This is a genomic window from Chitinophagales bacterium (genome assembly GCA_020636495.1).
Lineage (GTDB): Bacteria > Bacteroidota > Bacteroidia > Chitinophagales > Chitinophagaceae > UBA5543.
Genome location: JACJXQ010000008.1, coordinates 1,906,531 through 1,933,217 on the forward strand (window position 1 = coordinate 1,906,531; position 26,687 = coordinate 1,933,217).

The following is a 26,687-nucleotide window of genomic DNA, read 5'->3' on the forward strand; positions in this document are numbered from 1 at the left end:
ACAATAGTCCCTGTGAAGAAACTAATAGACACGCTTAAAAACATCTGGAGTATCGACGAGCTCCGTAAGCGTATTGTATATACTCTGGCACTTATCCTTGTCTATCGTGTAGGCAGCTACGTAGTATTACCCGGTATCAATCCTCAAGTACTGGCCCTTGAAGGTAGCCAGCAAGGTCTTTTAGGCCTGTTCAACATGTTTGCAGGTGGTTCTTTCAGCCGTGCATCCATATTTGCTTTGGGTGTTATGCCCTATATCTCTGCTTCTATCTTCATGCAGCTGGCAGGTATCGTTATACCCCAGATATCAAAACTGCAGAAGGAAGAAAGCGGACGCCGTAAGGTAAACCAATACACAAGGTATCTTACGGTTATCGTTACAGCATTCCAGGCAAGTGCTTATGTTGCTTACCTGCGTGCACAAAGCGGCTCTGCTATCTTACCTGAGTTCGGTACATTCCTGTTCTGGTTATCTACGGTTATCGTATTAACTGCCGGTACATTGTTTGTAATGTGGCTGGGTGAAAAGATCACAGACCGTGGTATTGGTAATGGTGTTTCCCTGCTTATCATGGTGGGTATCTTCGCCCGTCTCCCGGCATCGCTGGTGCAGGAGTTCTCTGCCAAGAACCTGGGCGGCGGTGGTGGCCTGCTGATATTCCTGATAGAAATGGCATTCTTTATCGCAGTGATCGTTGGTCTGATACTGCTGACACAGGGTGTTCGTAAGATACCTCTGAACTATGCACGTCGCGTAATAGGCAGCAGCAATGCAGCACGCGAAATAGCGGGCGGTTCACGCGATTTCATTCCTTTGAAAGTGAACTCTGCGGGTGTAATGCCTATCATATTCGCACAGGCTATCATGTTCATTCCCGCTACTCTTATCAGCTTTACTGATAACGAAACAGCACAGGGTTTTGTAAGGTCACTGTCTGACTATACATCTCTGCCATATAACGTACTGTATGCTATACTGGTTATCGCATTCACATATTTCTATACGGCTTTGATATTCAACCCTACTGAAATGGCTGATAATCTGAAACGTAACAACAGTTTCATACCGGGAGTTAAGCCGGGAGAGCCTACAGCCAACTACATCGCAACTATCATGGACCGTATCACATTACCGGGTTCTGTATTCCTGGCTATGGCCGGTGTATTGCCGGGTATTGCAGCCTTACTGGGTGTTACCAGTGGTTTCGCATCGTTCTACGGTGGTACTTCTATGCTGATAGGTGTGGGTGTTATATTGGATACTTTACAACAAATAGAAAGTCATTTGCTGATGCGCAGGTACGATGGCCTGATGAAGACCGGACGTATATCCGGACGCCAGGCTGCAGCCGGAGCATCTGTATAACAGATCATGATACACATAAGAAGTACAGAAGAGATCGAGATCATAAGAAAAAACGCCTTAATGGTAACTGCCACCTTAACCGAGGTGGCAAAGTTTTTAAAGCCGGGCATCACTACAGAGTCTATTGATGCTATGGCGGAAACTTTCATCAGGGACCATGGCGGCACGCCTTCTTTTAAGGGTTACGGACCTAAATATTCGCCTTTCCCGGCCAGCCTTTGTATATCTGTCAACGAGCAGGTAGTACATGGTTTCCCATCGAAATACGTGGTTAAAGAAGGAGACATAATATCCGTTGACTGTGGTTTTTATCGCGATGGTTACCATGGCGATCATGCCTATACTTTTGCTATTGGTGAAGTAAAAGATGAGTACCTGCAACTGATGCGTGTGACCAAAGAGGCACTGATGCTGGGTATAGAGCAGGCTAAAGAAGGCAACCGTGTTGGCGATATATCTTATACTATTGAGGATTATACCTCAAAAAAACATGGTTATGGTGTTGTGCGCGAGCTGGTAGGGCACGGAGTAGGGCGCAACCTGCACGAAGACCCCCAGGTGCCTAACTACGGCCGCCGTGGCGATGGTAAACGCCTGAAGGTGGGTATGGTGCTGGCTATAGAGCCTATGATCAACCTGGGTACGCATAAGGTAGTTACCGAGGATGATGGCTGGACCATTACAACCAAAGACAAGAAAGTATCTGTGCACTACGAACATACTACGGCTGTAGGTAAAGAAAAGGGTGATAACCTCTCTGACTTCGGCCCGATAGAAGAAGCCGAAAAGGCTAACCCGGAACTGAATACCGGGCACCTGAAAAAGGTGATCATGTCGTAAAATATTTAAACCCCGCAATTAGCGGGGTTTATTGTTAGTTGTTTATAATAACAAATTTACGTATATTTGCATGGTTCTTTCAATGTGAAAGATCATAGCTCTTTGACTTATAGTGATCCTTCACAATGGAATTTTTTTCTTTTTTCAGGAAACAAAAGGAAACAAATTACTCATAGCGATTTACTGTGCGATGCGGCTTAACTGTGAAGTTATATATGCATAATTGCTTTAACTGTTTCGTAAAATGAATATACCCCGAAAAAAACAGGAAAAAACGATACAAAACGATACAAAACAACAGCTTTTGATATCTGAGTATATTGGCATGATGATATGTTGTATGTATAACAGCTATCCGCGAACATCCAGCACATCCCTCAGGGCATTACCCAGTATGTTGAAGGCATATACCAGCAGCATAATCGCCAGTCCGGGTATAATGGCCAGTAAAGGCCTGTTGGTGAGCAGGAAGTTGTAGTGCTCCTTTATCATTAGTCCCCACGACGGAGTAGGAGGTTGCACACCGATGCCCAGGAAGCTGAGGCCTGCTTCTATGAGTATAGCGGTAGCAAAATTACTGGCTGCTATCACCATGATAGGCCCGGCAATATTGGGCAGTATATGCCTGTAGATGATACGGCCATCACTCAGTCCGAGTGCTTTTGCTGCGGTGATGTATTCCATTTCTTTCAGTGCCATCGCCTGCCCGCGTATCAGCCTGGCGGCACTCACCCACATGGTCAGCCCTATGGCAATGAATATCTGCCAGAATCCCTTGCCTATGGTCAGTGTGATGGCAAATACGAGCAACAGGGTAGGTATCGCCCAGAGGATGTTAATGAACCACATCACCAGGTTGTCTGTAATGCCGCCATAATACCCCGCAAGCGAGCCTAAAAAGATGCCTATCGTGATGGACAGCAGAACGGCGATAAAGCCCACAGAGAGGCTCACCCTTGCCCCTATCAGCAACCGGGAGAGGATATCCCTGCCATACCTGTCTGTACCTAAATAGAAGGTTTTCTGTTTTATCAGTTTATCCTGCACGTATTGTCGTTGTTCTGCAATGCCGGCGGTCTTATCAACTGCAAGGGAGCTTATAGGATAGATAATGGTGTCCTGTATATCATCATCTATATAGTGGGTCACCAACAGTTCATCGTCACGAAGTGCATAACTGTTTATGGGAACTGTATTGAAGGCTGATGGCGTGCCGCTGAATATTCGGGAAAGGAGGCCCCCCTTTGCTGGTACAGTTGTCTTGGGAACATACAATAACTGTGTGGTGAACCCCGGTTCTTTGGCACCCAGTTCTACTATCATATGATTGGCATATGGTGTATCATCCGGGGCAAACTGGTAGGCAAATATGGCAATAATAGTGGTCAGCCCGATGATACCCAGCGCCACCACAACAGAGGGCTTGCGCAGCAACTTATGCCGCCATCGGGTATTGGGGTTGACATCGTTCATTATTTCAATCCGTATTGGCTTACTAAGTACACGAGGTCGGTAAGGGCAACGGCACCCAGTTTCAGCTCCCTGTGGTTCACCTGTTCAAATACATCATTATTGGTATGGTGCAGGTCGAAATAACGCTGAGGGTCGGGCAGCAGTCCCGCGCAAGGTATACCGCGTTTCTGCAAATAAGAGATGTCGGCACCACCTTCACTATGGTCAAAGTCGTACACGCCATAGGGCAGGAATAGTTTGCGGTAAGCCTGTATCTGTTTGCGTTTCGATTCATCCATTGCCAGTCCGAAACCTCTGGGCGAAAAGCCACCGGCATCTGACTCTATGGCTAGTATATGCTCTTCTTTGTGGGCCATTGATGAGTCGTTGTAAGCCAGGCCACCTTTAAGGCCGTTCTCTTCATTCATGAATAGTACGGCTCTTACCGTGTATCGTGGTTGAATGTTCAGTGCCTTAAGCGTTCTTATCACCTCGATTGATTGTACGCAGCCTGCACCGTCATCATGTGCACCGTCGCCTACGTCCCAGGAGTCCAGGTGTCCGCCAACAACAATTACTTTGTTGGGGTAAACAGTTCCTGTTATTTCACCTATGACGTTATAGGATTTTGCGGTGCCTATCATTCTGCATTCAGCAGTTATCTGTGCGGTTACAGGCCCTTTTTTGAACTGTTGTTCCAGCATATCGGCTGAGGTATTGCCGATAGCTACCGCAGGAATCGGTTTAACTGAATCGGCATAGTGCATGGCACCGGTATGAGGGAAGTCATCTACGCCGGTAGAGACTGAGCGTATGATGATACCGCTGGCTCCCTTGGCAGATGCTATACTAGGGCCTTTCCAACGGTAGGGGCCTGCATCTCCATATCCGTTGAAAGTATGTATGAAGTCTTGCCTGAAACGATAGTTGAAGAATACGATCTTGCCTTTAACGTCTTTAGCAGGTATGCGTTCAAACTCTTCAAAGCTATTGGCGATGATAACCTCTGCTTCCAGTACTTTACCATTAGTGCCAACAGCATTACCCAGTGATAACATCGGCACTTCTATGTACGTATCGCTGTTGCTGAATTTGAGTTTCAGGCTTTCTTTACCCCTTACCCAGTAAGGAACGTCTACAGGCTGTAACCAAACCTTATCAGCACCGGCTGCTTCCATAGCTTTTTCGCCCCAGGCTACTGCTTTTTCAGCTTCAGGGCTGCCACTCAGGCGATGTCCCACATCTTTGCAGAGCACACGCAGGTTGTCGTAGCATTGGCCGTGCAACATGATGTTATCACTGATCTTTTGTAGTACCAGGGAGTCCTGCGCAAATGCCTGGCTGATACATATTGCAGCCGAAATAGATAATAATAATCGCCTCATTACGTAAATATAAAAAACAGGGTAATGATTTTACTTTAATAATGCCATAGATTTGTGCAAATGTTTACATTTACTAACAAATGATCCTTTTATGAACAGGTTTGTAACCCTTTTAACTATTGTTGCTTTATCCGTACTTATGGCTCGTTGTAGCTCTAAGAAAACCGCTTCTAACACAAAATCTCCTGAAGAGATCGTAGCTGACGTAAAGAAAAATTTTACCGAAGCACAAATGCAGGAAGGTATGACCATTTTTCAGGGCCATTGTGGCAAATGTCATGCAATAAAAGAGCCCGAAACGCATACAGTTGATAAGTGGGAAAAGATATTACCAAGGATGAGCCAGAAGGCTAACCTGGATAAGCCACAATCTGACAAAGTCAGGGCTTATGTATTGGCTCACGCCAAAATGTAGACCGGTCATCTGTTATAAAGAAGCAAGTATATGAAGATAGGAATAGTGTGTTATCCCACTTTTGGTGGTAGTGGAGTATTGGCTACAGAGTTAGGTATGGCTTTGTCACTAAAGGGCCACGAAATACATTTTATTTCGTACCAACAGCCTGTAAGGTTGCATTTCCATCCTAATATCTGCTACCACGAGGTCTCCGTGCCTAAGTATCCTTTGTTTGACTATCCACCTTATGAGTCTGCATTAAGCAGCACGTTGGTAAATGTGGTGAATAACAATAAGCTGGATCTGCTGCATATACATTATGCCATACCACATGCTTCCGCTGCCTATTTCGCTATGCAGATATTGAAAAAGACCAACGCTGATATACCTTATATCACAACGCTGCATGGAACGGATATTACGCTTGTGGGTAAAGATGCTACCTATGAACCGGTTGTTACATTCTCCATCAACGAGTCTTCTGCTATAACGGCCGTATCTGACAATTTGAGGGAAGAAACCTATCGCTCTTTTGAGATAGAGAAAGACATTGTCGTTATTCCCAATTTTGTGGATACTGAACGTTTCCGCCAGTCGGACAAGGAACATTTTAAGAAGATGGTGGCACCCAATGGCGAACGCATATTGGTACATGCCTCCAACTTTCGTAAGGTGAAGCGCGTGGACGATGTGATACGTGTCTTTGAGCGTGTTCGCGAGAAAATACCGGCGAAACTGCTGATGGTGGGCGATGGGCCTGAAAGACAACATGCCGAGGAACTGGCTCGTACATTGCGCATATTTAAAGATATCCGCTTCCTGGGTAAGCAAGATCAGATGGATGAGATATTGAGTATTTCAGACCTGTTCCTTCTTACATCTCAGTACGAAAGTTTTGGTTTGTCGGCACTGGAGGCAATGGCATGCGGAGTGCCGGTTATTTCAACCAATGCAGGTGGATTGCCCGAGATCAATGTGCACGATAAGACCGGAGCACTGTGTGAAGTAGGGGATATCATGAGCATGTCGGAACACGCTATACATATTCTCGGAGACGATGCCACACTGGCCAGTTACAAGAATGCTGCCGCACTTCATGCGCGTGGGTTTGAAAAAGGACGAATAGTGCCGATATACGAACAGTTGTACGAAGATGTGGTAAAAGAGTTCAATGCAAGTCACCCGGACCGCAAACCTCTGAACAGGAAGACGGATGATGAGGAAGCTGAGGTGACAGAAGAGGAAGCCTAACCTTCCTGCAGTGCTTCCCAGTATTCAGCGCCACGGCGTGTGTGTGGTATTACTATAGTGCCTCCTACAATGTTGGCTACGGCAAATACTTCATATACTTCGTCTGTGGTCACTCCCTGTTCATGACATTTTTCCAGGTGATATTTTATACAGTCGTCGCAACGTAGCACCATACTGGCAACAAGGCCCAGCATCTCTTTGGTCTTTACAGGTAAAGCTCCCTCTGCATAAGTATTAGTGTCCAGGTTGAATAAACGGTTGATGACTAGGTTCTTTTTACCCAGTATAACCTCGTTCATTTTGCTGCGATATTCGTTGAATTCCTGTACCTGCTTATTCATCTCTTTTTAGCTTTTAGCTGTCAAATGTAAGCAAGAAATTGATCTTATCTAACATCAGTACTGAAAGGATAAACTGCTACTTCTGATCGCACGCCGGGTACTAATTCCATGGTGCTCATATCAATAAAGGTCACATTCCCGTTCCTGCCTATACAGTTAGATGAATGGTGGGGTTTGGTACCATCCGGACTAAGATTGGCATTGACAACTGTTACCATCTGCTGTTCGTCGTCTACTGCTATCCCATAGGGTTGGTACCCGCTTTTGATCTTTTTTACCACTTGTCCGGCTTGCATGTTTACTACAAGCACAGAACCTCTGTTGCCGGGAAATGACATAATATCATCAGGGCAGGTAATAAACATGTTTTTTGTGGTATATGAATAACTCATGAATGCTGGTTTGCTGCCAAGTGGTATGATGTTTATAATGCTGTCGGTAGTCATATCCATCACCCGTACTTCTGCCGACTTTGTACAGGCTATATAACACAAGCCGTTGGTTGTGTCAGCTATAAGGTCTGTCGGGTCGATGATAGAATTATTAAGCAGTTTATTACTATCATTGATGATCCGTTCTTTAATTATGGGGTTGGACATATTATCCATGTCAATGGAGTAGATGTAATTGCCATTGACATTTCCCACGTATGCCTTCTTTAGTTTGCTATTAACGGCAATGCCTGTAGGGTAGTTAAATTTATCATTAAATGTCCATGTATATAATAGGGTCATGCTCTTAAGGTCGGCAATAGCTATCTTTCCGGGTTTGCCATTGTCGACAAAGAAACCATAACGCGAGTCTTCTGAGATGGTAAAGGAGGTCCATTGTCCCGTACCGATATTTATTTCGCCAATCAATTTGTCATCAGTTGCGCTGAATTTCTGCACGATATCTGAAGTGACAAAAAATGATACGTACCAGTGTTGTTTGTCTGGAGCTACTTTTACTGAGTGCGGAAACTCCTCTGATGATTTGTTACCGACTTTTACATATCTCATCTGCAACAAGGTTTCTGCATCAAATACCGTTACCTCATCGCAAAGTTTATTGGTGATATATATTTTCTTTCTGCCGGGATCAAACATCGGCCAAATTTGACCCTTTGAGTCCGGTGCACCTGCAAGTATCCAGTCCCTTAGCGTAAGGTATTCTTTTGTGCTTAATGCAGGCTGATTGACAGGCATGGTGGGTAGTAATGTTACGCCAAAGTTGGTGTCGGTATTGGTATAGTAACACAGCGTACTGAAATCCTGCCGGTAGGGTATAACTGAGCTTCCTAGACTACCACCTTCAAAAAGTTTGTTCCAAGTAGTGAGGTTAAGTGCTCCTGCACCTTTGTAGCTGGCATTGTTATGGCAGCCGGTAACTGCGCATTTGTTGATGATGATATCAGCGACATTTTCAGGATAGTTACTACTACTTGTGTTACGTATAAGAGCAGGTTCATGTTTGCAGGCAACTATAGCAAACAAGAGAACATATATGACCAGTATAGTTGTACGGTATAACATATTGATCTAAGTGAAAGAAGGGGGAATGAATGACCACTCCCCCAGGTAACAGTAAGCGACACCTTAGTTTACCCTGACAATACGTTTGTATGAAATATTGTTACCGGAAACAATTTTCAGAAAATAAACACCTGCGTCATTCTCTGCCAGGTTGAATTGGTATGTGTTGGCATTTTGAACTTGTTGTTCAACAAGTGTGCTTATTTTCTTTCCTGTTATGTTATATAGTTCAATAGTTAATGGTGCTTGTTGCAGGTCAGATAGCGTAACCGTAATCTTATCTGTAGTTGGGTTAGGGTACAAATTTACCGATACCACATTCCCCGTCACTTCATTTACAGCAGTCCCCTCAGCTACTATAGTAACCCAATAATCTTCCATTTCACCGTGATAGTCTATCGGGTCCTTAGGCTCATCGCACGGCGTCGGAACAACATGGCCGGCATCAGAGCTCATCTTTGCTGTTGCCCGCAGACGCGTTGTTCCCAACGTGGCAGTCATCGGAACGGTAAAACTATCTGTAAATGTTCCTGCTGCAACAAAATCCTTTGTAATGATCGTTTCTCCTGCATCTGTAAAGTCTTTGTTGCCATTATAATCCAGCCAAACACGAATATTATTCCGTGCGTTAGCAAAAGCAGGAATAGTTGCATCTTTTGTATGAAGTATAGTCAGTGCATAAGTTTTGCCTCTTTCTAATACAGTTGAATCTCCCGTTTCAACAATGGAAGGGGAGGATAAGGGATTCTCAACATTTGCTGATGACCTGTTTATGTTTCGTAGTTTGAAATTGATAATACCAGGCTGGTTTGTACTATATGATGTTCTGCCGGGTAGCATACAGTATTGGGCCTTTGCAGATGAATATGATATAGTTACCAGTAATAGTAAAAGAGTAAAGTTTTTCATGTCTTTTTTTGCCTAAAGTAAGTTCAGCTACGCCTGTTAAACATATAATGATGCATAACAATGCTTAAAGAAGCTTAACAAGCGTGCTTTTCTGACGAATCAATGACATAGGTACTAACCGGTTGTTAGTAATATGAAAGTCTATTCCCGTAGAACGTATCATATTTATACCACAAAGATTTTACTTTATGGTATGTGTACAATAAAAAAACGGCACCGAAGCGCCGTTTTTTTTATGCAAGTTTATCTGTTGCTACTTTATAGGCCGGGTCCTCTATAATATTCACTTCTATTACTTCTTCCGCATTTTTCAGTAACTGCCTGCAGTCCCCGCTCAGGTGACGCAGGTGTAATTGTTTTCCTGCAGTCTTATATTTTTCAGTAAGCCTGTTCAAAGCTTCAATGCCTGACATGTCTGCAACACGGCTTTCCCTGAAGTCGATGATCACTTCTTCCGGGTCATTCTGAATATCGAATTTTTCGTTGAATGCGGCTACCGAGCCAAAAAACAACGGACCATATATCTCGTAGTGTTTCACCCCGGCTTCATCCATATACTTGCGGGCACGAATACGTTTTGCATTCTCCCATGCAAATACAAGGGCAGCTATTATTACACCTATAAGTACTGCCAGTGCCAGGTTGTGCAGCACTACAGTAACAAGTGCTACTATAATAATAACCAGCACATCGTGCGTAGGCATCTTGCCGAATGTTCTGAGGCTGGCCCATTCAAATGTACCTATCGACACCATGATCATGACACCAGTGAGCGCAGCCATTGGTAATTGTTCGATAAGAGGGGCGCCAAACATAATGAACATCAACAGCATAACTGCGGCTATAATACCCGACAGCCTTGCGCGTGCCCCTGACGAAATATTGATAAGGCTCTGGCCTATCATGGCACACCCTCCCATGCCAAAGAAGAAACCCGATGTTACATTGGCAACGCCTTGCGCCACACATTCTTTATTACTGCGTCCTCTTGTTTGTGTTATCTCATCTATCAGGTTCAGTGTCAAAAGGCTTTCTATCAAGCCTACACCTGCTACTATCAACGCATAAGGAAATATTACCTCAAGGGTTTCCCATGTGAAAGGAACTGCGGGAATATGGAAAGGAGGAAATCCACCTTCAATAGAGGCTATATCGCCTACTGTTCTTGTGTCTATACCCAGTCCTATTACAATAGCAGATATAACGAGTATAGCTGTAAGTGAAGCAGGAATGGCTTTAGTTATCTTGGGCAATCCCCATATGATGAGCATGGTCAGCAAAACTAATCCCAGCATCAACATAAGGGTAGATCCGGTCATCCAATGCAGTGTACCTGTATTATCCGCTTCTTTGAACTGTGTAAGCTGTGCCATAAAGATGACGATAGCCAGGCCATTTACAAACCCGTACATCACAGATTGAGGTACAAGGCGTATGAACTTACCCAGTCGAAATATGCCTGCCAGTACCTGCATAATGCCCGCCAGTATCACAGTTGCGAAAATATATTCCTGTCCGTGAGTTACTACCAGGGCGGCAATCACAACGGCAACTGCACCTGTCGCTCCGGATATCATGCCCGGTCTGCCACCTAGTACAGATGTTACCAGCCCCATTACAAATGCAGCATAGAGGCCTATCAGGGGAGACAACCCTGCTATGAGCGAAAAGGCTACAGCTTCCGGCACCAATGCAAGTGCAACAGTGAGACCGGATAGTATCTCGTTCTTATAATTAACCTTCTGTCTGAAGTCAAATAATTGAAATATCGGCTTCATGAATTATTCTATATGACTATTATGGTATTGGATGTTGCCTATAAGGCGTTTTGCAATTAGCTCCCGGTAGTTATCTGAACCTGATAACTGATTAAGAATTATTATGCTCTGTCTTGGGAGGTGCAAAGGTACTGGTTTGAGGGATGTATTGCAAAATAAATATGTACTGAATTGCTTGTATTATATAGTAGATTAGCGTCCCGGTATCAATAATGCAGAATAAAGGATCTCTCAGACAATATGATGTAATAATAGCAGGTGCAGGACCTGCAGGATGTGCTGCTGCATTAGCACTGAAAGACAGTGGGTTGAAAGTAGCACTACTGGAGCGGGATATTTTTCCAAGGGATAAAGTGTGTGGAGATGCTGTGCCCGCGAGAGCCATCAATACGCTGCGTAAGATAGATACTGTATTGGCAGATACCTTTAATAGTTTTGAACAAAAGTTGCTGACCAGGCATACTGATGTTGTGTATAACAACAAATCCCTGAAACTACACTGGCAGATACCGGCTTATACCTGCAAACGTATTGATCTTGATAACTACCTGTTTCAGCTGGTACAGCAATATGCGAGTACTGATGTTGTACAGGATTGCAAAGTGGTAAGTGTTGGGCCCGGAGAACAAGGGTATGTAATAACAGACAAGCAAGGGAATACGTACCATGCAAAATTAGTGATAGGTGCTGACGGTGCTCAAAGTGTTACCTCGAAGCAACTTACCTCAACCATTTTAGACAGGGAACATCATATTGGTGCGGTAAGAGCTTACTACAAAGGAATAGATAAGCTGGATGCAGACAAGACAGAAATGTATATCAACAAGAATTTTTTGCCGGGTTATTTCTGGATATTTCCTGTAGCAGGAGGTATGGCTAATGTTGGTTTCGGGATGATCAGCAGTGATATCGTAGCGAAAAAGGCCAACCTGAGAGCCATGTTCTACGATTTCATTTACGGAGTGCCCGGGTTAAAGGAACGCTTTAAGTACGCTGAACCTGTAGGTAAGCTGGAAGGGCATAGCCTGCCATTGGGCTCAAGAAGAGTACAGATGTCGGGAGATAACTTTATGTTATGCGGTGATGCGGCATCGCTGATAGACCCGATAACCGGAGAAGGTATTGGTAATGCTATGGCAAGCGGCAGGTTGGCGGGGCTGCACGCTATTCGTTGTTTTGAACATAATGACTTTTCTGCTGCGTATATGAAAACATACGACAACGCAGTATGGAAAGAGCTGGGTGATGAATTGCTTCTGCGTACACGGGCACAAAAGTTATTCAGACGTATGCCCGCTTTGCTGGACGTTGTATTCTTGGTTGCGGGGTGGGAGCCTGTAAGGAAGTTAATACAGGAGCGTTTTTAACAAGTACATCTACTGCCCCTTTTGATATAACAGAAATAGGGGGTACTTTAAAGTTTCAAACAGTATTACATGTCAATATTTCGTCGCAAAACTCTTGAACATATTAATAAGGAAGTAGCCAGTGGCATGAGCGATGCACATGCCGCAGGTATGAAACGTGTTCTGGGTGTACGCGACCTTACGTTCATGGGGGTAGCGGCAATAGTTGGCGCAGGTATCTTTTCGACCATAGGCAAGGCTAGCTTTGAAGGCGGTCCCGGAATTGTTTTATTATTCCTATTCGTGTCTGTGGCTTGCGGATTTGCAGCCATGTGTTATGCTGAATTTGCCAGTATGGTACCTGTGTCGGGAAGCGCGTATACTTATTCATATGTTGCATTCGGAGAAATAATAGCCTGGATCATAGGGTGGGACCTGTTGATGGAATACGCGATAGGCAATATTGCAGTAGCTATTTCGTGGAGCGATTATTTTACATCGTTGCTGGAAGGTTTCGGGCTGCATGTACCTCACTGGATGACCATGGATTACTGGACCGCAAAAGACATGGGTACTGAGGCAGCTAAGGCTGCATGGATGAATGCCCCTGAATTAGGTGCCGTAAAACTGATCTTTGACCTACCTGCATTCTTTATCACATTTATCATTACATGGATCATATATGTGGGTATAAAGGAGAGCAAGCGTAGTACCAATGCAATGGTGATATTTAAGCTGGCAGTGATTGGGCTGGTGATACTGGCAGGTATGTTTTATATACAGCCTGATAACTGGAGCCCGTTTATGCCCAATGGACTGAGAGGGGTTATGGGCGGCACTGCTGCAGTGTTCTTCTCTTATATCGGCTTTGATGCTATTTCAACTACAGCAGAGGAGTGTAAAGATCCGCAACGAGATCTGCCCAAGGCTATGTTCAATGCTCTTATTATATGTACCATCTTATATATTGCTATAGCCCTGGTACTGACAGGTATGGTCAGCTATATGGACCTGAATGTGGGCGACCCGCTTGCATATGTATTCCAGGCCAATCATGTTGACTGGCTGGCTGGCATTGTCGCCATCAGTGCTATTGTGGCTACTGCCAGTGTATTGATGGTATTTCAACTGGGGCAGCCACGTATATGGATGAGTATGAGCCGCGACGGCCTCTTGCCTGCTGCTTTTTCACGTATTCACCCCAGGTACGGTACTCCTTCTTTTTCTACTATACTTACGGGGCTGGTAGTGGGTATTCCTGCTATGTTCCTGAATCTTGATGTTGTAGTAGACCTGTGCAGTGTTGGTACCTTATTTGCATTTGTACTGGTGTGTGCAGGTATTATACGGCTTCAGCAACAACGTAAGAAGCTTTTGGCAGAGGGCAGGGCAGACGAGCTACCTCCCAGCAGGTATAAAGTACCGTATATAAACGCAAAGTATATAGTGCCTGTTTTATTTCTTCTTACTGTAACATTGTATGCCATGAATAATCCGGGAGGTATCGGTGCATTGTTTGAAGCAAAAGGAGAGGGTTATAACGGTATCAGGGAACAGATTCCATTTATTGCATTCGGTATCGTGTTTCTTATTATGTCTGTATTGTCGTACCTGCACGACTACTCGTTGATACCGGTGGTTGGTTTTCTTTGTTGCAGCTATTTGCTCTGCGAATCCGGCACTTCAAATTGGGAACGTTTCCTTATATGGTTGGTGATAGGTCTTGTCGTATACTTTACTTACGGTAGATATAAAAGTAAACTGAATAAAGCAGAGCAGGCTTAAAGCCTGCTCTTAATAGTATCATTTACAGAAAGTAATTAGTCTTTGTTGTCACTTTCGCTATAGTAGTTGTTCTCCTCATCTTCTTCACCTATTTCTTCGTCATCGTCGTCCAACTCACTACCGGGTATATCAAGGTCGCTGCCTGATTCATCGATCTCTTCATTCAGAGGGTCTCCGTCATCGTCAGTATTATCCAACTGTGTGTTACCCATTTGTTCATCATCTCCTTCATCCATGTCCTTGTCCTTATCTCCCAGAGACTCCAGGTCTTCCTGAGTAACGTCTCCGTCAGTGCTCATGACAATTTCATCTTCTTGCTTGTGGTAGTTGCTTGTCATTGTAACTTCAATTTAGTGTTGTTTGTTAAAGAGGCGGAACTCTTCTGTGCTCGTATTGTTTCCAGTTGATGTCTCCACCCATTGTCCCGAAAAAACGCCTGAAGCTTGATTGCTCATCAGTGAGCGAAGCATTAAAGTTTTTACTTCTTGCCAGTTCAGGATTGATCTCAGGATTGAAGTTACTATATTTTTTTACAGAGTCCATGACAAAAGGCATATGATATATTTGTGTCCCGAAGCGCACTTTTGTGAACTTACGGAGCAGGGCAGACTGAAAGGGGTCAGATGCCAATGCCAATACTTTGAAATGGTGTTTTTTAGCCACCAGGTAAGAGTAGTAAGCATTTTCAGTGCTGTGTCTGGCCATCGTGTCATAAAAGATATTTTCTTTGGGTATACCCAGCGCCTGTGCATATAGTCCCATTACTTTTGATTCATAATACGGCTGGTATACGGCATTACCTGAGAAGATAATGTTCTTTGTCATGCCGTTCTTATACAGCACATATGCCCATATAACACGAGCCTTCATTACTGAATCCCAATGGCCATTCTGCAATGGGATACCGGGAACAATGATCGCATCAAAAACTACGTTATGTTCCTTTGCATTTTCAAATGCCCTTTTGGGCCCTCCCACTACAGATATGCAACCGGAACAATAAAGGATAAAAGAAAGCAGTAATATTGAAACGATATATTTCATTGAACTAATATTTTTTCTGTAACAATTACAGCCTTATAAAGTTCAATGATATAGTGTGAATGTATCTATAAAACTTATTGATAGTCTTTTACAATATTTTTCAGTTCGTTCAGCTTCATCAGGGCCTCAACAGGAGTGAGCGTGTTAATATCTGTTTCGGACAAAACTTTCTGTATGTCCCGCAGGTCGTCTGTAAGGCCATTGAAGATATTCAACTGGTAGTTGGCGGCTGCAGGTTGCACTTTCTTTATCTTTTCGGACGTAGAGCTTTCGCTGCTGTGCTTTTCTTCCAGTAGGCTGAGTATCTCGTTGGCGCGATCTAACAGAGAGTGGGGCATACCTGCCATCCGTGCTACCTGTATACCAAAGCTATGGCGACTGCCGCCCGGTGCCAGCTTACGCAGGAATATTACTTTGTTGCCGGTTTCTTTGTGGGTGATATGGTAGTTCCTGACCCTCTCTAATCGTTGTTCGAGCTCATTCAGTTCGTGGTAGTGGGTGGCAAACAATGTTTTAGGTTTTGCTGCTGTATTGTGCAGATGCTCAACAATTGACCATGCTATTGATATACCGTCATAAGTACTAGTACCACGACCTATTTCATCCAGCAATACAAGGCTGCGTTCCGTTATGTTATTGATGATACTGGCTGTCTCGTTCATCTCCACCATAAAGGTACTTTCGCCACCACTCAGGTTGTCTGAAGCTCCTACTCGTGTAAATATTTTATCTGTCAGCCCGATCTTTGCACTATCGGCAGGTACAAAGCTGCCCATGTGTGCCATCAGGGTTATGATAGCAGTTTGCCTGAGTAGTGCTGATTTACCACTCATGTTTGGCCCGGTCAGGATAATGACCTGTTGTTCAGTTTTGTCTAACACAAGGTCGTTGGCTATATAAGCTTCTCCCGGGGGGAGTTGTTGCTCAATTACAGGGTGGCGTGCCTGCTTTATGTTCAGTACAGGTTCCTGCGTTATTTCAGGCCTGTGGTATTTGTATTGTTTTGCATTGTAAGCAAAGCTCAGCAGGCAATCCATCTGGGCTATGATATGTGCATTGGTCTGTATAGTTGAGATGTAAGGCTCTATTTCTGCCAATAATTGCTGATACAGATCCAGCTCTATAGCCAGTATTTTTTCTTCTGCACCCAGTATCTTCTCCTCATACTCTTTCAGTTCCTGTGTTATATATCGCTCGGCGTTGGCCAGGGTTTGTTTACGTACCCATTCAGGAGGTACCTTGTCTTTATGGGTATTGGTTACTTCGAGGTAGTAGCCAAATACATTGTTGAAGGATATTTTGAGCGAAGGAATACCTGTGCGTTCTGATTCTTTCTGTTGTATCTCCAGCAGGTATGTCTTGCCACTGCGTGATATCTTTCTCAGGTCGTCCAGTCCTTTATGAACCTCTTCCCTGATGATGCCGCCTTTTGCTGTTTGTGCCGGGGCGTCATCAACTATCGTATTCAGTATACGTTCCTGCAACTCTGTAAGGGGCTGCATCAGCCGGGTCATGTTCGCCAACTGCTCGTAACCATCGTTGTTACATAAATCCAGTATCTCGGCCATGAAACGAAGACTTTTGGCCAGTTGCAGTACCTCGCGTGGATTGGCTTTCTTCAGTGGTATCTTGCCTACCAGTCTTTCTACATCGCCTATCTGTTTCATCAGGTTGACGATGGATATATTCAGGGACTGGTCTTTGATGAGATGACTCACCAGGTCTAACCTGTTGTTGATACGGTGTATGTCGAACAGGGGGAATATCATCCAACGTTTCAACATACGGGCACCCATTGAAGTACAGGTACTGTCGATAGCCTGCAGCAGGCATGCTCCTTTTTCATCAGTGCTGTGAACCAGTTCCAGGTTACGGATGGTAAACCTGTCCATCCAAAGGAAGTCATCGGCAACTATGCGCTGCAGGGTGTTTATATGTTGCAGGTTGGCATGTTCAGTATCTTTCAGGTAGTGCAGTGTTGCTCCTGCTGCAATAGCCGCCGCTTTAGAACCGTCAAGGCCATATCCTTTAAGTGAAGTTGTCTGGAAGTGCCCTGTCAGCAGGTCGTAAGTATATTGCTCCTGGAATACCCATTCGTCCAGCAAAAAGGTGTATACCTTGGTGTCAAACTGCTCGCGGAATCTCTTTTGTTGCGACTTGGACAGCAGTACTTCAGAGGGCTGAAAGCTTTGCAGCAACTTGTCCATATATTCTGCGATGCCTTGTGCAGCATAAAATTCGCCTGTACTGATGTCTACAAAGGCTATACCACATTGGTCGTCTCCCAGGTAAAGGGCAGCCAGAAAGTTGTTGGTCTTGTTCTCTAATAACTTGTCATTGGTAGCTACGCCGGGTGTTACCAGTTCTGTAACACCTCTTTTTACAATACCTTTTACTGTTTTGGGGTCTTCCAACTGATCGCAAATGGCTACACGGTAGCCGGCCTTTACCAATTTGTGCAGGTAGGTGTCAACAGAGTGGTGAGGGAAACCCGCCAGCTCAATATGTGAGGCGGAGCCATTGGCCCTTTTGGTCAACGTAATACCTAATACACGGGATGAGATAAGCGCATCCTCGCCAAAGGTCTCATAGAAATCGCCCACACGGAACAACAATACAGCATCGGGGTATTTTGCTTTGATTTCCCCGTGTTGTTTCATCAATGGTGTTTCTGCTGATTTCTTTCCTTTTGCCATGCTAATTGTACAAACCTAATAAAAACTTAGGGTTTAGGTTCTATCAGAAAATCTTTGGAGAAAGATACATTGTATCCACCTTTTTTCCAGCCTACGCTTTGCCAGTTGTCACTGACTATTATGGGCAAGTCCAGTTTGCCACCCTTTACGTTCAAGGGTAAAGAGAAGCCTGCCACTACATTGGTAAAGCGACAGTAAAGTTTCTTTTCTTTCTTGTTGACATACCATTCCAGTACGGGTATGTTTTTGGAGCGCAGGTACTGGTCGAAGAACTTATCCAGTTTTAGGCCTGTCTTGTCCATAATGTATTGCTCTACCTGTTTCGATGTCACAATCTTATGATAGAAGTCTTTGTTCAGTCCACGCAACAACTGCCTGAACTGCTCATCGTCATTCATCATTACACGTATCATATGCACCACAGCAGCGCCTTTATCATATTTATCTGGCGAGCCTTCATCCTGTATACCATATTTGCCTATCACAGGCGATTGGTTCAATATATTCTTCCACTCACCACGAGCATATTGAAAGGCCTTATCCTTGCCAAAGGCACATTCTGCAAAGAGGGCCTCCGTGTATGTCGTGAACCCTTCGTGCAGCCAATTGTCGGCTATATCCTGTGCTGTAATACTATTCCCAAACCACTCGTGCCCGCTTTCGTGCACAATAATAAAGTCGAAAAGAAGACCTACGCCGCTGCCGCTTCTGTCCTCGCCACGGTAGCCCATTTTGTATTCGTTGCCATAGGCCACAGCGCTCTGGTGTTCCATACCCAGGTAAGGTGCTTCAACCAGTTTGTATCCATCTTCGTAAAAAGGGTAGGGGCCCATCCAGTATTCAAAGCAGTGCAACATCTGCTTGGTTACCTTGAAGTGTTCACGGGCTACCTTTTCATGATATTTCAGCGGGAAGAACCCCAGATCCAGTATTCCCTTTTCTCCTTTTATGGTATCCGGCCATCCGGCATAGTCACCAATGTAAAAGGTGGCATCGTAAGTATTGATGGGGTTCTTTACACGCCATACCCAAAGCGAGTAAGTGCTGTCTTTGGTGTCTTGCCTGTCGGCAAATTTGCCGTTGCTGATGGTGATAAGACCATAAGGAACATATAAGTTCATGGTCATGCCGTTGTCCGGTTCATCACCCTGGTAGTCTTTGCAGGGCCACCAACTGCTGGCGCCCAGGCCCTGGCAGGCAACAGCTATCCAAGGTTTGCCCGTACTGTCTTTTGTCCAGACGAAACCACCGTCCCATGGGGGCAACTTAGCTTGCCTGGGTTTGCCATGATAGTATAGTTCTATCTTGTGCTCCTTATTGCCATCCCATTTACCAAAGTCATGTATCAGCCAGTACACATTTCCATCTCGTGCTATCTTTATTTTCTTCTTTTCATATACAGCGCTATCCAGCATCATTGGTTCCTGCAAGTCTACCTGCATACTATCGGGCACAACATCAGCCTTGATGATGGTCATGATGTTCATGCCTGAGATGCTTTTCTGAGCCGTATCAAAAGACACATACAGGTAATATTCCTTTACATCCCACCAGTTGCGGCCATTGGTATTGCTGCCTCGCAGGCTGTCCTGACTCGTATAAGCAAATGTGGTATTTGCAGGAAGCAAATACCACAAGAACAACATAGTATATAGTGCGAGATACCTCATTGTTTATTGTCCGTTTCCGGTATTCATGATATCATTCAGTTCAACTTCAAATACCAGTACGCTGTTTGCCGGTATTTTAGGGCTGGGGGAGTTAGGCCCGTATGCCATAGTTGACGGAATGTAAAGGGTAGCTTTGCCACCTTTTTTCAGCAGGGCTATTCCTTCATCCCAACCTTTAATGACATTACCTGCACCTAACATGAATTCGAATGGTTCAACATGCTGGAACTGAGGGTCAACATTTGAGTCGAACTTTTCGCCATTCAGCAGCATACCGGTATAGTTTACAGATACTTTCTGTCCTGCTCTTGCATTTTCACCACTACCCGGCGTTTTGATCGCATAGTACAATCCGGATTCTGTTTTCTGTGCTTTGATCTTGTTCCTGGACAGATAGTCTTTTATAAGCTGTTCATCAGTTTCTCCTTGTTTTGCAGCTTTCTCTTCATCCATTTTCTTTTTCACTGCCTGTGGCGTAACTGAAACTATCCTCAGGTTGTACAATAGTTTTTGACCTTCACCTTTTTTCATCCATGGCGCTTCTGGTACACCTGCAGCTATCAATGAATCAACAGAAAGGCGAACCTGAGCGCTGTCTCCTGCGGTCATATGTTTCAATGCTTCCAGCAGGTCTCCTTTAAAAGGTGATTTCTGCAGTTGGAGTGGAGCCGGTTGTCCGTTGCCCATTGCATCACGTGTATCGAATATGATGCTGTCTCCGACCATTGTGTTCAGGTGTATTTCCAGGAAGTCGCCATAGTCAGGGTAAACATCACCGGGTACATCTGTGATGATCTTATAGTCTGTACCTGCTTCCAGCGTAGTATAACCATCAGGAGTAATACTACCTTTTGAATCAGATACAGGCACTTTTGCAGTTTCTGTTTTAGTGCTTTTATCTTTTTTGCTATCTTTTTTAGTTTGTGCATGTGCAGCGGGAACGCTTAGTGCACTGATAAAAAGGGTTGTGATAAATATAGACGTAGTCTTTTTCATGCTTTAATTAATTATATTATGTTTATCTGTTAAAAATCAACTAACTCAACATCGAATATCAATGCAGAGTTAGCCGGTATTTTCGGGCTGGGAGAATTCTCACCATATGCCAGGTATGACGGGATATACAGAGTCGCTTTTTCACCTTTTTTCAGCAGGGCGATACCTTCGTCCCACCCCCTGATCACTTGTCCGCGACCTAATATGAACTCAAAAGGATCCTTGTCTTCGTTAGAATCAAAAACAGTACCATCCATCAGTTTTCCTGTATATTTTACTTTTACCTTTTGCCCTGATATTGGTTTTTCTCCATCAGTAGCTTTGGTTACCAGGTAGTACATACCGGAAGGGCGCTTTTTAGGTGTTACTTTGTGTTTCTTAAAGTAAGCATTCAGCGTCTTGTCTTCTTTCTCCGGGTCGCCGGATTCTTTGGCTTTCTCTGCCCTTTCTTTATCCAACTGCTCTTGAGTCTTTACAGATACCAATTCAATGGAGTAGGTAATGTATTCACCTTCCTTCATCCATGGTTGCAGGTTCTGCTTGTTTGCCTTCAATGTATCAACCGATACCATGAATATACCACTGTCTCCCGGTGTCATAAGTGGGAATACCTCTGACAGGTCGCCATGGAAACGAGGCAAGCTAACCGGGAAGTTGACCGGCTTGCCACCTGTCTGCTCCCTCGAGTTAAATATCAGGCTATCGCCCGAATAGGTTTTGATGAATATTTCAACATAGTTACCTTCCTGGGGGTAATTCTTACCTTTTGCATCTTTCGGAATTTTGTATTTAATGCCACTTTGGGTTGTTTGAAAAGGTACATCTTTTACCGCCACCTTTTTGGTTGATGAACAACTGAAAAGTGAAAAGCAAATAAAGCAGGTAACTATATATTGAAAGTATCTCATCTATCCTTACTGTTTGTCTGTTAAACTGAAATTATTGTGCAGGTTTAGTGTCGCCCGGTTCGATGTTCCTGATCTCTACTTCGAACACCAGTATCGCATTAGCTCCCATATCGGGTCCCATATCCCTTGGGCCATATGCCAAAGGTGAAGGTATAAAAAACCTCGCTTTGCTGCCTTTGTTCAACAACAGGATACCTTCATCCCAGCCGGGGATTACCTGGCCTACACCTGCGTCGAAAGAGAATGGTTCCACATGGTTAAACTGCGGATCAACATTTGAGTCAAAAGGTTTTCCTTCCAGGTTGGTACCTGTGTAGTTTACCGTTACCTTCTGACCTTTTTCTACGTTCGGACCTGAACCTTGTTTGTCTATGATGTAATACAGGCCTGATTCCGTTTTTTGTGGTGTAAGGTGCTTTTCTGCAAAATATGCCTGCAGTTTTGCATCATCATTTTCTTTTTGTTTGCTGGCTGCCTCTTCTTCTTTTTTCTTCACATCTTCGGCAGACTCAACAGACAACAGTTGTACTTCATATATTACAGTGTCGCCGCTCTGAGCAAATTCAGGGAAGTTGCCCTGTGCATACTTTTTAGCAGAGTCAACAGGGACGTAGAATATAGCACTATCACCTGCGGTAAGTAGTGTCATGCCATTTATCCAGTCGCTTTTGAAAGTACCCTCCATCAGTGGGAATTTGAATGGTTGGTTACCATTTATCTGGCGAGAGTTCAGCAGAGTGCTGTCACCGATACGTATATTAACATGCATTTCTACGATGTCATTTACTTTTGGATGTGTTTCTCCCGGTTCGTCCTTAATAATGCGATACAGAAGCCCGTCTGATGTTTTTTTGTAACCGCCTGTTTTGTCGCAGCTTGTAAAACCTACGCTAATTGCGCCAATTGCTAATGCTAAAATCTGATTTTTTGTCATGTTTATTTTTTATCGGGGGTGAATATCGGATAAAATTTGCTTAAATAATGTTACAGTGTCCGTAAAACTTTCGGTTGCACGTCCTCCGGAGGCGTTAAAATGCCCGCCGCCGTTAAAATGTTGCCTGGCAAATGTGTTCACATCAAAGTCTCCTTTGCTGCGGAACGACAGTTTCACCTCGTCGCCACGTTCGGTTATCATAGTGGCGAAACGTATGTTGGCAATGCTGAGCGGGTAATTGACCAATCCTTCCATATCGCCGGTGTTTACGCCAAACAGCTTAATATCTTTGCGGGACAGGCTGATGAGTCCGGCATGATATTGAGGGAATATCTCCATTTTCTCCAATAATACATATCCGAGAAAATGCATGCGTTTAATGTCCCAGCAGTCGTATATGTGCTCATGTATCTTGGCGTGCTCCAGTCCCCGGGTCATCAGGTCGGCCACCATGCGGTGTGTATCTGCCGTTGTTACCGGGAAGCGGAAAGACCCTGTGTCAGTTAATGCTCCGGTGTAAATACATTCTGCCATCTCTTTGTTAATCATATCGTTATCTCCCGATAGATTAATGAAGTCGTACACCATTTCGCAGGTACTGCTCTTTTTAGCATCACTCATGCCATAGGTCCATACATCGGCCGGGAACAAGTGGTGGTCTATGAGTACTTTAGGCTGTGTGGCCTCTTCCAGTGCTTGCTCCATATGCTTGGTGCGTGAGTAATTGTTGAAATCGACACAGAAGATAAAGTCAGCCTCTTTGATCGCTTTTTTTGCGAGTTCGGGTTCGGCCTCGTAGTTCAACATATTTTTAACGCCAGGCATCCAAGCCAGGAATTCCGGCCACTCGCCCGGGCTGACCGGGGTGACATGGTGTCCTTTTTTCACGAGGTAATGGTACAGACCGAGCATACTACCGATCGCATCTCCATCCGGTTTGTGGTGTGTGGTGATGAAGATCTTTTTGGGTGCCTGTAACAGCGGTAGTATATCCTGTATTGGTCTCATATCTGCCCTCGAACATTAAAATAAGCTGCAAAAGTACGTTTCTGAGTGCATCTATCACAGCTATTCATTTTAAAATCACAAATAAACCCTACTTTTGCGCCGTCTTTAATAAAAATTAAATAAGATAGATCATGTCTAACCGTACATTTACTATGATAAAGCCGGATGCGGTGCGTGCCGGTAACATAGGTAATATCCTGCAAATGATGAACAAAGCAGGTTTTAAGATCATTGCAATGAAATATACCAAGCTGAGCAAAGAGCAGGCAGGTATGTTCTACGCAGTACACAAAGAGCGTCCTTTTTACGGTGAGCTGACCGAGTTTATGAGCAGTGGCCCTATTGTAGCGGCGATACTGGAAAAAGACAACGCAGTTGAAGATTTCCGCAGCCTGATAGGTGCTACTAACCCTGCTGAGGCTGCTGAAGGTACTATCCGCAAGGCTTATGCTACTTCTATTGGTGAAAATGCCGTTCATGGTTCTGATAGTGATGAGAATGCTGTGATAGAAGGTGACTTCTTCTTCAGCATGCTGGAAAGGTTCTAAGTTTTCATTCGTTAATATATTGTGTCCCGCCGGGTGCTGCCCTGCGGGACATTTTTTTATTCTTCCGATACGCCTGCCTGGCCCGCCACCTCGCGGAACATATCTTCCAGGCTGCGGTTAGCCGATCTGATATTTTCCATGCTGTCATCGGCAACAAGGTTGCCACTGCTTATGATCATAACACGGCTGCACATAGCCTCTACCTCCTGCATGATGTGCGTTGACAAGAGTACGGTCTTCTCTTTACCGATACGTGTTATCAGGTCTCGTATCTCTACTATCTGTAATGGGTCCAGGCCGGAGGTAGGTTCGTCCAATATCAGCACTTCGGGGTCGTGGAGCATTGCCTGCGCAAGGCCGGTACGTTGTTTATAGCCCTTGCTGAGCATACCTATCTTTTTATGCGCCTCTTTGGTAAGCCCTGTCATATGTATCATTTCCTCTATGCGGTCTTTGGGCTTTTTGATGCCGTGTATGCCCGCACTCAGCTCCAGGTACTCACGAACATACATATCGTAATACAGCGGGTTTGCTTCGGGCAGGTAGCCGATCCTTTTGCGTACATCCATGGATTGTTTGACGATATCGTAGCCGCAAACACTGGCTGTGCCCGCAGTAGGGGGCAGGTAGGTGGTGATCATCTTCATGGTAGTAGATTTACCCGCGCCGTTCGGCCCGAGGAAACCAACTACTTCGCCTTTATTCAGTGTGAATGATATATTGTTGACAGCGGTCTGCTCGCCGTATATTTTAACCAGGTTGTTGACAATAATGGACATGGTGCGAATTTATGAAATTGGTCAATTAGTTAATGGGGTAAAAAGTTAAAAGGTGATAACCGTGACGATTTTGTTCCAATTGTTCCTGTTTTGTTTCCTGTAGAGGGTATTTTGTTCCTGTTTTTTCATTGGTGAATATTTGTAATTTATTTGTAATCAATGTTTTGGGGCTGGTTTGTTTCTTTTTGTTTCCTGTTGTGCAACGAAAAAATAGAATGTACACATAAAAAATCCCGCAATAAGTGCGGGAGGTGTTATTGTTAGGTTGATATGGTTTGTATAGTTTCACATGTTGTTTTATAATAGCAAATATACTAAATAATATTTTAAAATAAAATTTAAATAGTATTTGGTTTGGATATGGGATATTTATATATAATCTTGCATTGACTATATAGTTACTACAGATTATCTTCACGAAAAAATCGACCGTTTATGACTTATAAACATCTACTATTAGCAGCCGCAGTTGCTGTCAGTTTTGCATCCTGCACTACAACCAGCAGGACAATGAGGGAACCCAATTCGCTGGTGAAATTCGAAAAAGATGATTTTATTTTTAGTGACCAGGTAGATGGTACAGCAAAAGAAATAAAGGTACTGGGTATAGACTGGAGTCGCTTACTGAAGAAAGAAAGCGGGTACATCGGCGATAAATCTGCCGTGACCAGTGCTAAGATACCTGTTGTTGGCAGCATGATAGCTACAGATAAGGTAGGAAATTATGCATTGTACAATATGATGATAGATAACCCGGGTTATGATGTAGCTTTCTATCCTAAATATGCCTACAAAGTGCGCAGGCCTGCAATAGGTATCGGTTTTATTGTGAAGATAACGGAGGTGAAAGCAACAGCCAGGCTGGCCAAGATCACTTTGTCTGAAGATCAGAATGATGATTAACTATTAATAAAGATATAGTGTTGAGGCCCGTGCATATGTGCGGGCCTTGTTCTTTAAATACCTAGGGCTACAAACAAGCCTACGGACAGAAAACGATCGGCGAAGCTGCTGTTGCCAACATCGCTGCGATTGGCACCATAATACTTTATCGTAGCATTATTCATGCTGCCTGAAGCAGAACCGGAAAAATCTATACCTGCTTTATACCTTTTGCCACCTGCCTTTTCAGGGCTTATTCTGTAAGCGAGTTGTATTGTGTACAAGGACTTTACAGGTAGTAGTGACGGGGTTTTATTTCCCCATGTGTCATTTGAGTACATAGCAAGGTCTTTGTACTTATCGCTTGTTATATTAAGTAGGACAAGGCTGTTATCATTAATTTTTCCATTTACCGGTACGCTGAATATCGCGCCAAATGAGATGTCTATCTTAGCGCGCTTTGTTACTGGTATGGTATGCCCGAACTTGATATAGGGGTCGATATTATGGCTTGTGAAGGCTATTGCCCCGGTATATGCCTGGTTTGTGTTAGTAAAGCCCGCTTTATCTGCCCTGTAGTTGATATTGAGTTTATGCGGGATTATCCTGTAATCCATACCTGCAGACATGAAAAAGTGATGTGTTACCTCTCCACGGAATTCCAGCCCGATGCGCGATGAAGCAGTATTACTGATCGTCAGTGCATTGGTGTTGTATGTATTGTTGACGACATCACCATTATTCAGCTGGTAGTCGCAACCCATATTCAGGAAAAAATAAAAACGGTCCTCGTGTGCAGACGCATCACACGCGATGAGTAGTAATATTAATATGGCCGGTAGTCTTTTCATGATATTGC

24 protein-coding genes are annotated in these 26,687 nt (G+C 44.2%); 8 read left to right on the forward strand and 16 right to left on the reverse strand.

Annotated elements, in window-relative coordinates; genetic code table 11:
* The first annotated feature begins 12 nt into the window (after positions 1 to 12).
* Positions 13 to 1,365 (forward strand): preprotein translocase subunit SecY, encoded by a 1,353-nt coding sequence (gene secY, locus H6550_08280; protein MCB9046124.1) that lies wholly within the window; start codon positions 13 to 15, stop codon positions 1,363 to 1,365.
* 6 nt (positions 1,366 to 1,371) lie between these two features.
* A complete protein-coding gene (map, locus tag H6550_08285) occupies positions 1,372 to 2,205 on the forward strand; it encodes a type I methionyl aminopeptidase (GenBank protein ID MCB9046125.1) in 834 nt (277 codons plus the stop codon).
* 351 nt (positions 2,206 to 2,556) lie between these two features.
* Here the strand turns inward: map and H6550_08290 are convergent, their stop codons facing one another.
* A complete protein-coding gene (locus H6550_08290) occupies positions 2,557 to 3,678 on the reverse strand; it encodes an ABC transporter permease (protein MCB9046126.1) in 1,122 nt (373 codons plus the stop codon).
* The gene (locus tag H6550_08295; protein MCB9046127.1) at positions 3,678 to 5,042 is read right to left on the reverse strand and encodes a M20/M25/M40 family metallo-hydrolase; all 1,365 of its coding nucleotides are present in this window, start codon (positions 5,040 to 5,042) and stop codon (positions 3,678 to 3,680) included. Before H6550_08295 ends, H6550_08290 begins: the two co-directional genes overlap by 1 nt.
* Positions 5,043 to 5,133: 91 nt before the next feature.
* On the opposite strand from H6550_08295, the gene H6550_08300 reads away from it, so the two are divergent.
* On the forward strand, positions 5,134 to 5,457 hold the full coding sequence (locus H6550_08300) for a hypothetical protein (GenBank protein MCB9046128.1): 324 nt from the start codon (positions 5,134 to 5,136) through the stop codon (positions 5,455 to 5,457).
* 30 nt (positions 5,458 to 5,487) lie between these two features.
* Positions 5,488 to 6,690: an N-acetyl-alpha-D-glucosaminyl L-malate synthase BshA gene (bshA, locus tag H6550_08305; GenBank protein ID MCB9046129.1), complete on the forward strand. Its 1,203-nt coding sequence runs from the start codon at positions 5,488 to 5,490 to the stop codon at positions 6,688 to 6,690.
* On the opposite strand, the gene H6550_08310 is transcribed toward bshA, so the two are convergent.
* From H6550_08310 to H6550_08325, 4 genes are all read right to left on the reverse strand, one after another.
* The gene (locus H6550_08310; GenBank protein ID MCB9046130.1) at positions 6,687 to 7,031 is read right to left on the reverse strand and encodes a carboxymuconolactone decarboxylase family protein; all 345 of its coding nucleotides are present in this window, start codon (positions 7,029 to 7,031) and stop codon (positions 6,687 to 6,689) included. The two genes, bshA and H6550_08310, sit on opposite strands and share 4 nt — an antisense overlap.
* Before the next feature lie 44 nt (positions 7,032 to 7,075).
* Complete coding sequence (locus H6550_08315) at positions 7,076 to 8,545, reverse strand: hypothetical protein (protein MCB9046131.1); 1,470 nt, start codon at positions 8,543 to 8,545, stop codon at positions 7,076 to 7,078.
* A 63-nt stretch (positions 8,546 to 8,608) separates the two neighbouring features.
* Positions 8,609 to 9,454, reverse strand: coding sequence for a T9SS type A sorting domain-containing protein (locus H6550_08320; protein ID MCB9046132.1), 846 nt, complete (start codon positions 9,452 to 9,454; stop codon positions 8,609 to 8,611).
* 233 nt (positions 9,455 to 9,687) lie between these two features.
* Positions 9,688 to 11,232, reverse strand: a complete 1,545-nt coding sequence (locus H6550_08325; protein MCB9046133.1) for a SulP family inorganic anion transporter — start codon at positions 11,230 to 11,232, stop codon at positions 9,688 to 9,690.
* 212 nt (positions 11,233 to 11,444) lie between these two features.
* On the opposite strand from H6550_08325, the gene H6550_08330 reads away from it, so the two are divergent.
* Together H6550_08330 and H6550_08335 are read left to right on the forward strand one after the other, a co-directional pair.
* Positions 11,445 to 12,599: a geranylgeranyl reductase family protein gene (locus tag H6550_08330; GenBank protein ID MCB9046134.1), complete on the forward strand. Its 1,155-nt coding sequence runs from the start codon at positions 11,445 to 11,447 to the stop codon at positions 12,597 to 12,599.
* 69 nt (positions 12,600 to 12,668) lie between these two features.
* A complete protein-coding gene (locus H6550_08335; GenBank protein ID MCB9046135.1) occupies positions 12,669 to 14,363 on the forward strand; it encodes an amino acid permease in 1,695 nt (564 codons plus the stop codon).
* Positions 14,364 to 14,398: 35 nt separating this feature from the next.
* On the opposite strand, the gene H6550_08340 is transcribed toward H6550_08335, so the two are convergent.
* The 8 genes from H6550_08340 to H6550_08375 form a co-directional block, all read right to left on the reverse strand.
* Complete coding sequence (locus tag H6550_08340) at positions 14,399 to 14,701, reverse strand: hypothetical protein (protein MCB9046136.1); 303 nt, start codon at positions 14,699 to 14,701, stop codon at positions 14,399 to 14,401.
* Positions 14,702 to 14,726: 25 nt separating this feature from the next.
* Positions 14,727 to 15,407: a YdcF family protein gene (locus H6550_08345; GenBank protein MCB9046137.1), complete on the reverse strand. Its 681-nt coding sequence runs from the start codon at positions 15,405 to 15,407 to the stop codon at positions 14,727 to 14,729.
* A 74-nt stretch (positions 15,408 to 15,481) separates the two neighbouring features.
* Positions 15,482 to 18,103: a DNA mismatch repair protein MutS gene (mutS, locus tag H6550_08350; protein MCB9046138.1), complete on the reverse strand. Its 2,622-nt coding sequence runs from the start codon at positions 18,101 to 18,103 to the stop codon at positions 15,482 to 15,484.
* A 26-nt stretch (positions 18,104 to 18,129) separates the two neighbouring features.
* On the reverse strand, positions 18,130 to 19,773 hold the full coding sequence (locus H6550_08355; protein MCB9046139.1) for a M1 family metallopeptidase: 1,644 nt from the start codon (positions 19,771 to 19,773) through the stop codon (positions 18,130 to 18,132).
* 3 nt (positions 19,774 to 19,776) lie between these two features.
* Entirely contained in the window at positions 19,777 to 20,769 is a 993-nt protein-coding gene (locus tag H6550_08360; GenBank protein ID MCB9046140.1) for an FKBP-type peptidyl-prolyl cis-trans isomerase, read from the reverse strand.
* Positions 20,770 to 20,798: 29 nt separating this feature from the next.
* Positions 20,799 to 21,677: an FKBP-type peptidyl-prolyl cis-trans isomerase gene (locus H6550_08365; protein ID MCB9046141.1), complete on the reverse strand. Its 879-nt coding sequence runs from the start codon at positions 21,675 to 21,677 to the stop codon at positions 20,799 to 20,801.
* A gap of 31 nt (positions 21,678 to 21,708) precedes the next feature.
* Complete coding sequence (locus H6550_08370) at positions 21,709 to 22,611, reverse strand: FKBP-type peptidyl-prolyl cis-trans isomerase (protein MCB9046142.1); 903 nt, start codon at positions 22,609 to 22,611, stop codon at positions 21,709 to 21,711.
* A 9-nt stretch (positions 22,612 to 22,620) separates the two neighbouring features.
* Positions 22,621 to 23,619, reverse strand: a complete 999-nt coding sequence (locus H6550_08375; GenBank protein MCB9046143.1) for a DHH family phosphoesterase — start codon at positions 23,617 to 23,619, stop codon at positions 22,621 to 22,623.
* 128 nt (positions 23,620 to 23,747) lie between these two features.
* Between H6550_08375 and H6550_08380 the strand changes: the two genes are divergently transcribed.
* Entirely contained in the window at positions 23,748 to 24,167 is a 420-nt protein-coding gene (locus tag H6550_08380) for a nucleoside-diphosphate kinase (GenBank protein ID MCB9046144.1), read from the forward strand.
* 56 nt (positions 24,168 to 24,223) lie between these two features.
* On the opposite strand, the gene H6550_08385 is transcribed toward H6550_08380, so the two are convergent.
* Positions 24,224 to 24,946, reverse strand: a complete 723-nt coding sequence (locus H6550_08385) for an ATP-binding cassette domain-containing protein (GenBank protein MCB9046145.1) — start codon at positions 24,944 to 24,946, stop codon at positions 24,224 to 24,226.
* 435 nt (positions 24,947 to 25,381) lie between these two features.
* Between H6550_08385 and H6550_08390 the strand changes: the two genes are divergently transcribed.
* Complete coding sequence (locus H6550_08390) at positions 25,382 to 25,849, forward strand: hypothetical protein (protein ID MCB9046146.1); 468 nt, start codon at positions 25,382 to 25,384, stop codon at positions 25,847 to 25,849.
* A 53-nt stretch (positions 25,850 to 25,902) separates the two neighbouring features.
* Here the strand turns inward: H6550_08390 and H6550_08395 are convergent, their stop codons facing one another.
* Positions 25,903 to 26,679 (reverse strand): hypothetical protein, encoded by a 777-nt coding sequence (locus H6550_08395; protein MCB9046147.1) that lies wholly within the window; start codon positions 26,677 to 26,679, stop codon positions 25,903 to 25,905.
* Between the last annotated feature and the right edge of the window lie 8 nt (positions 26,680 to 26,687).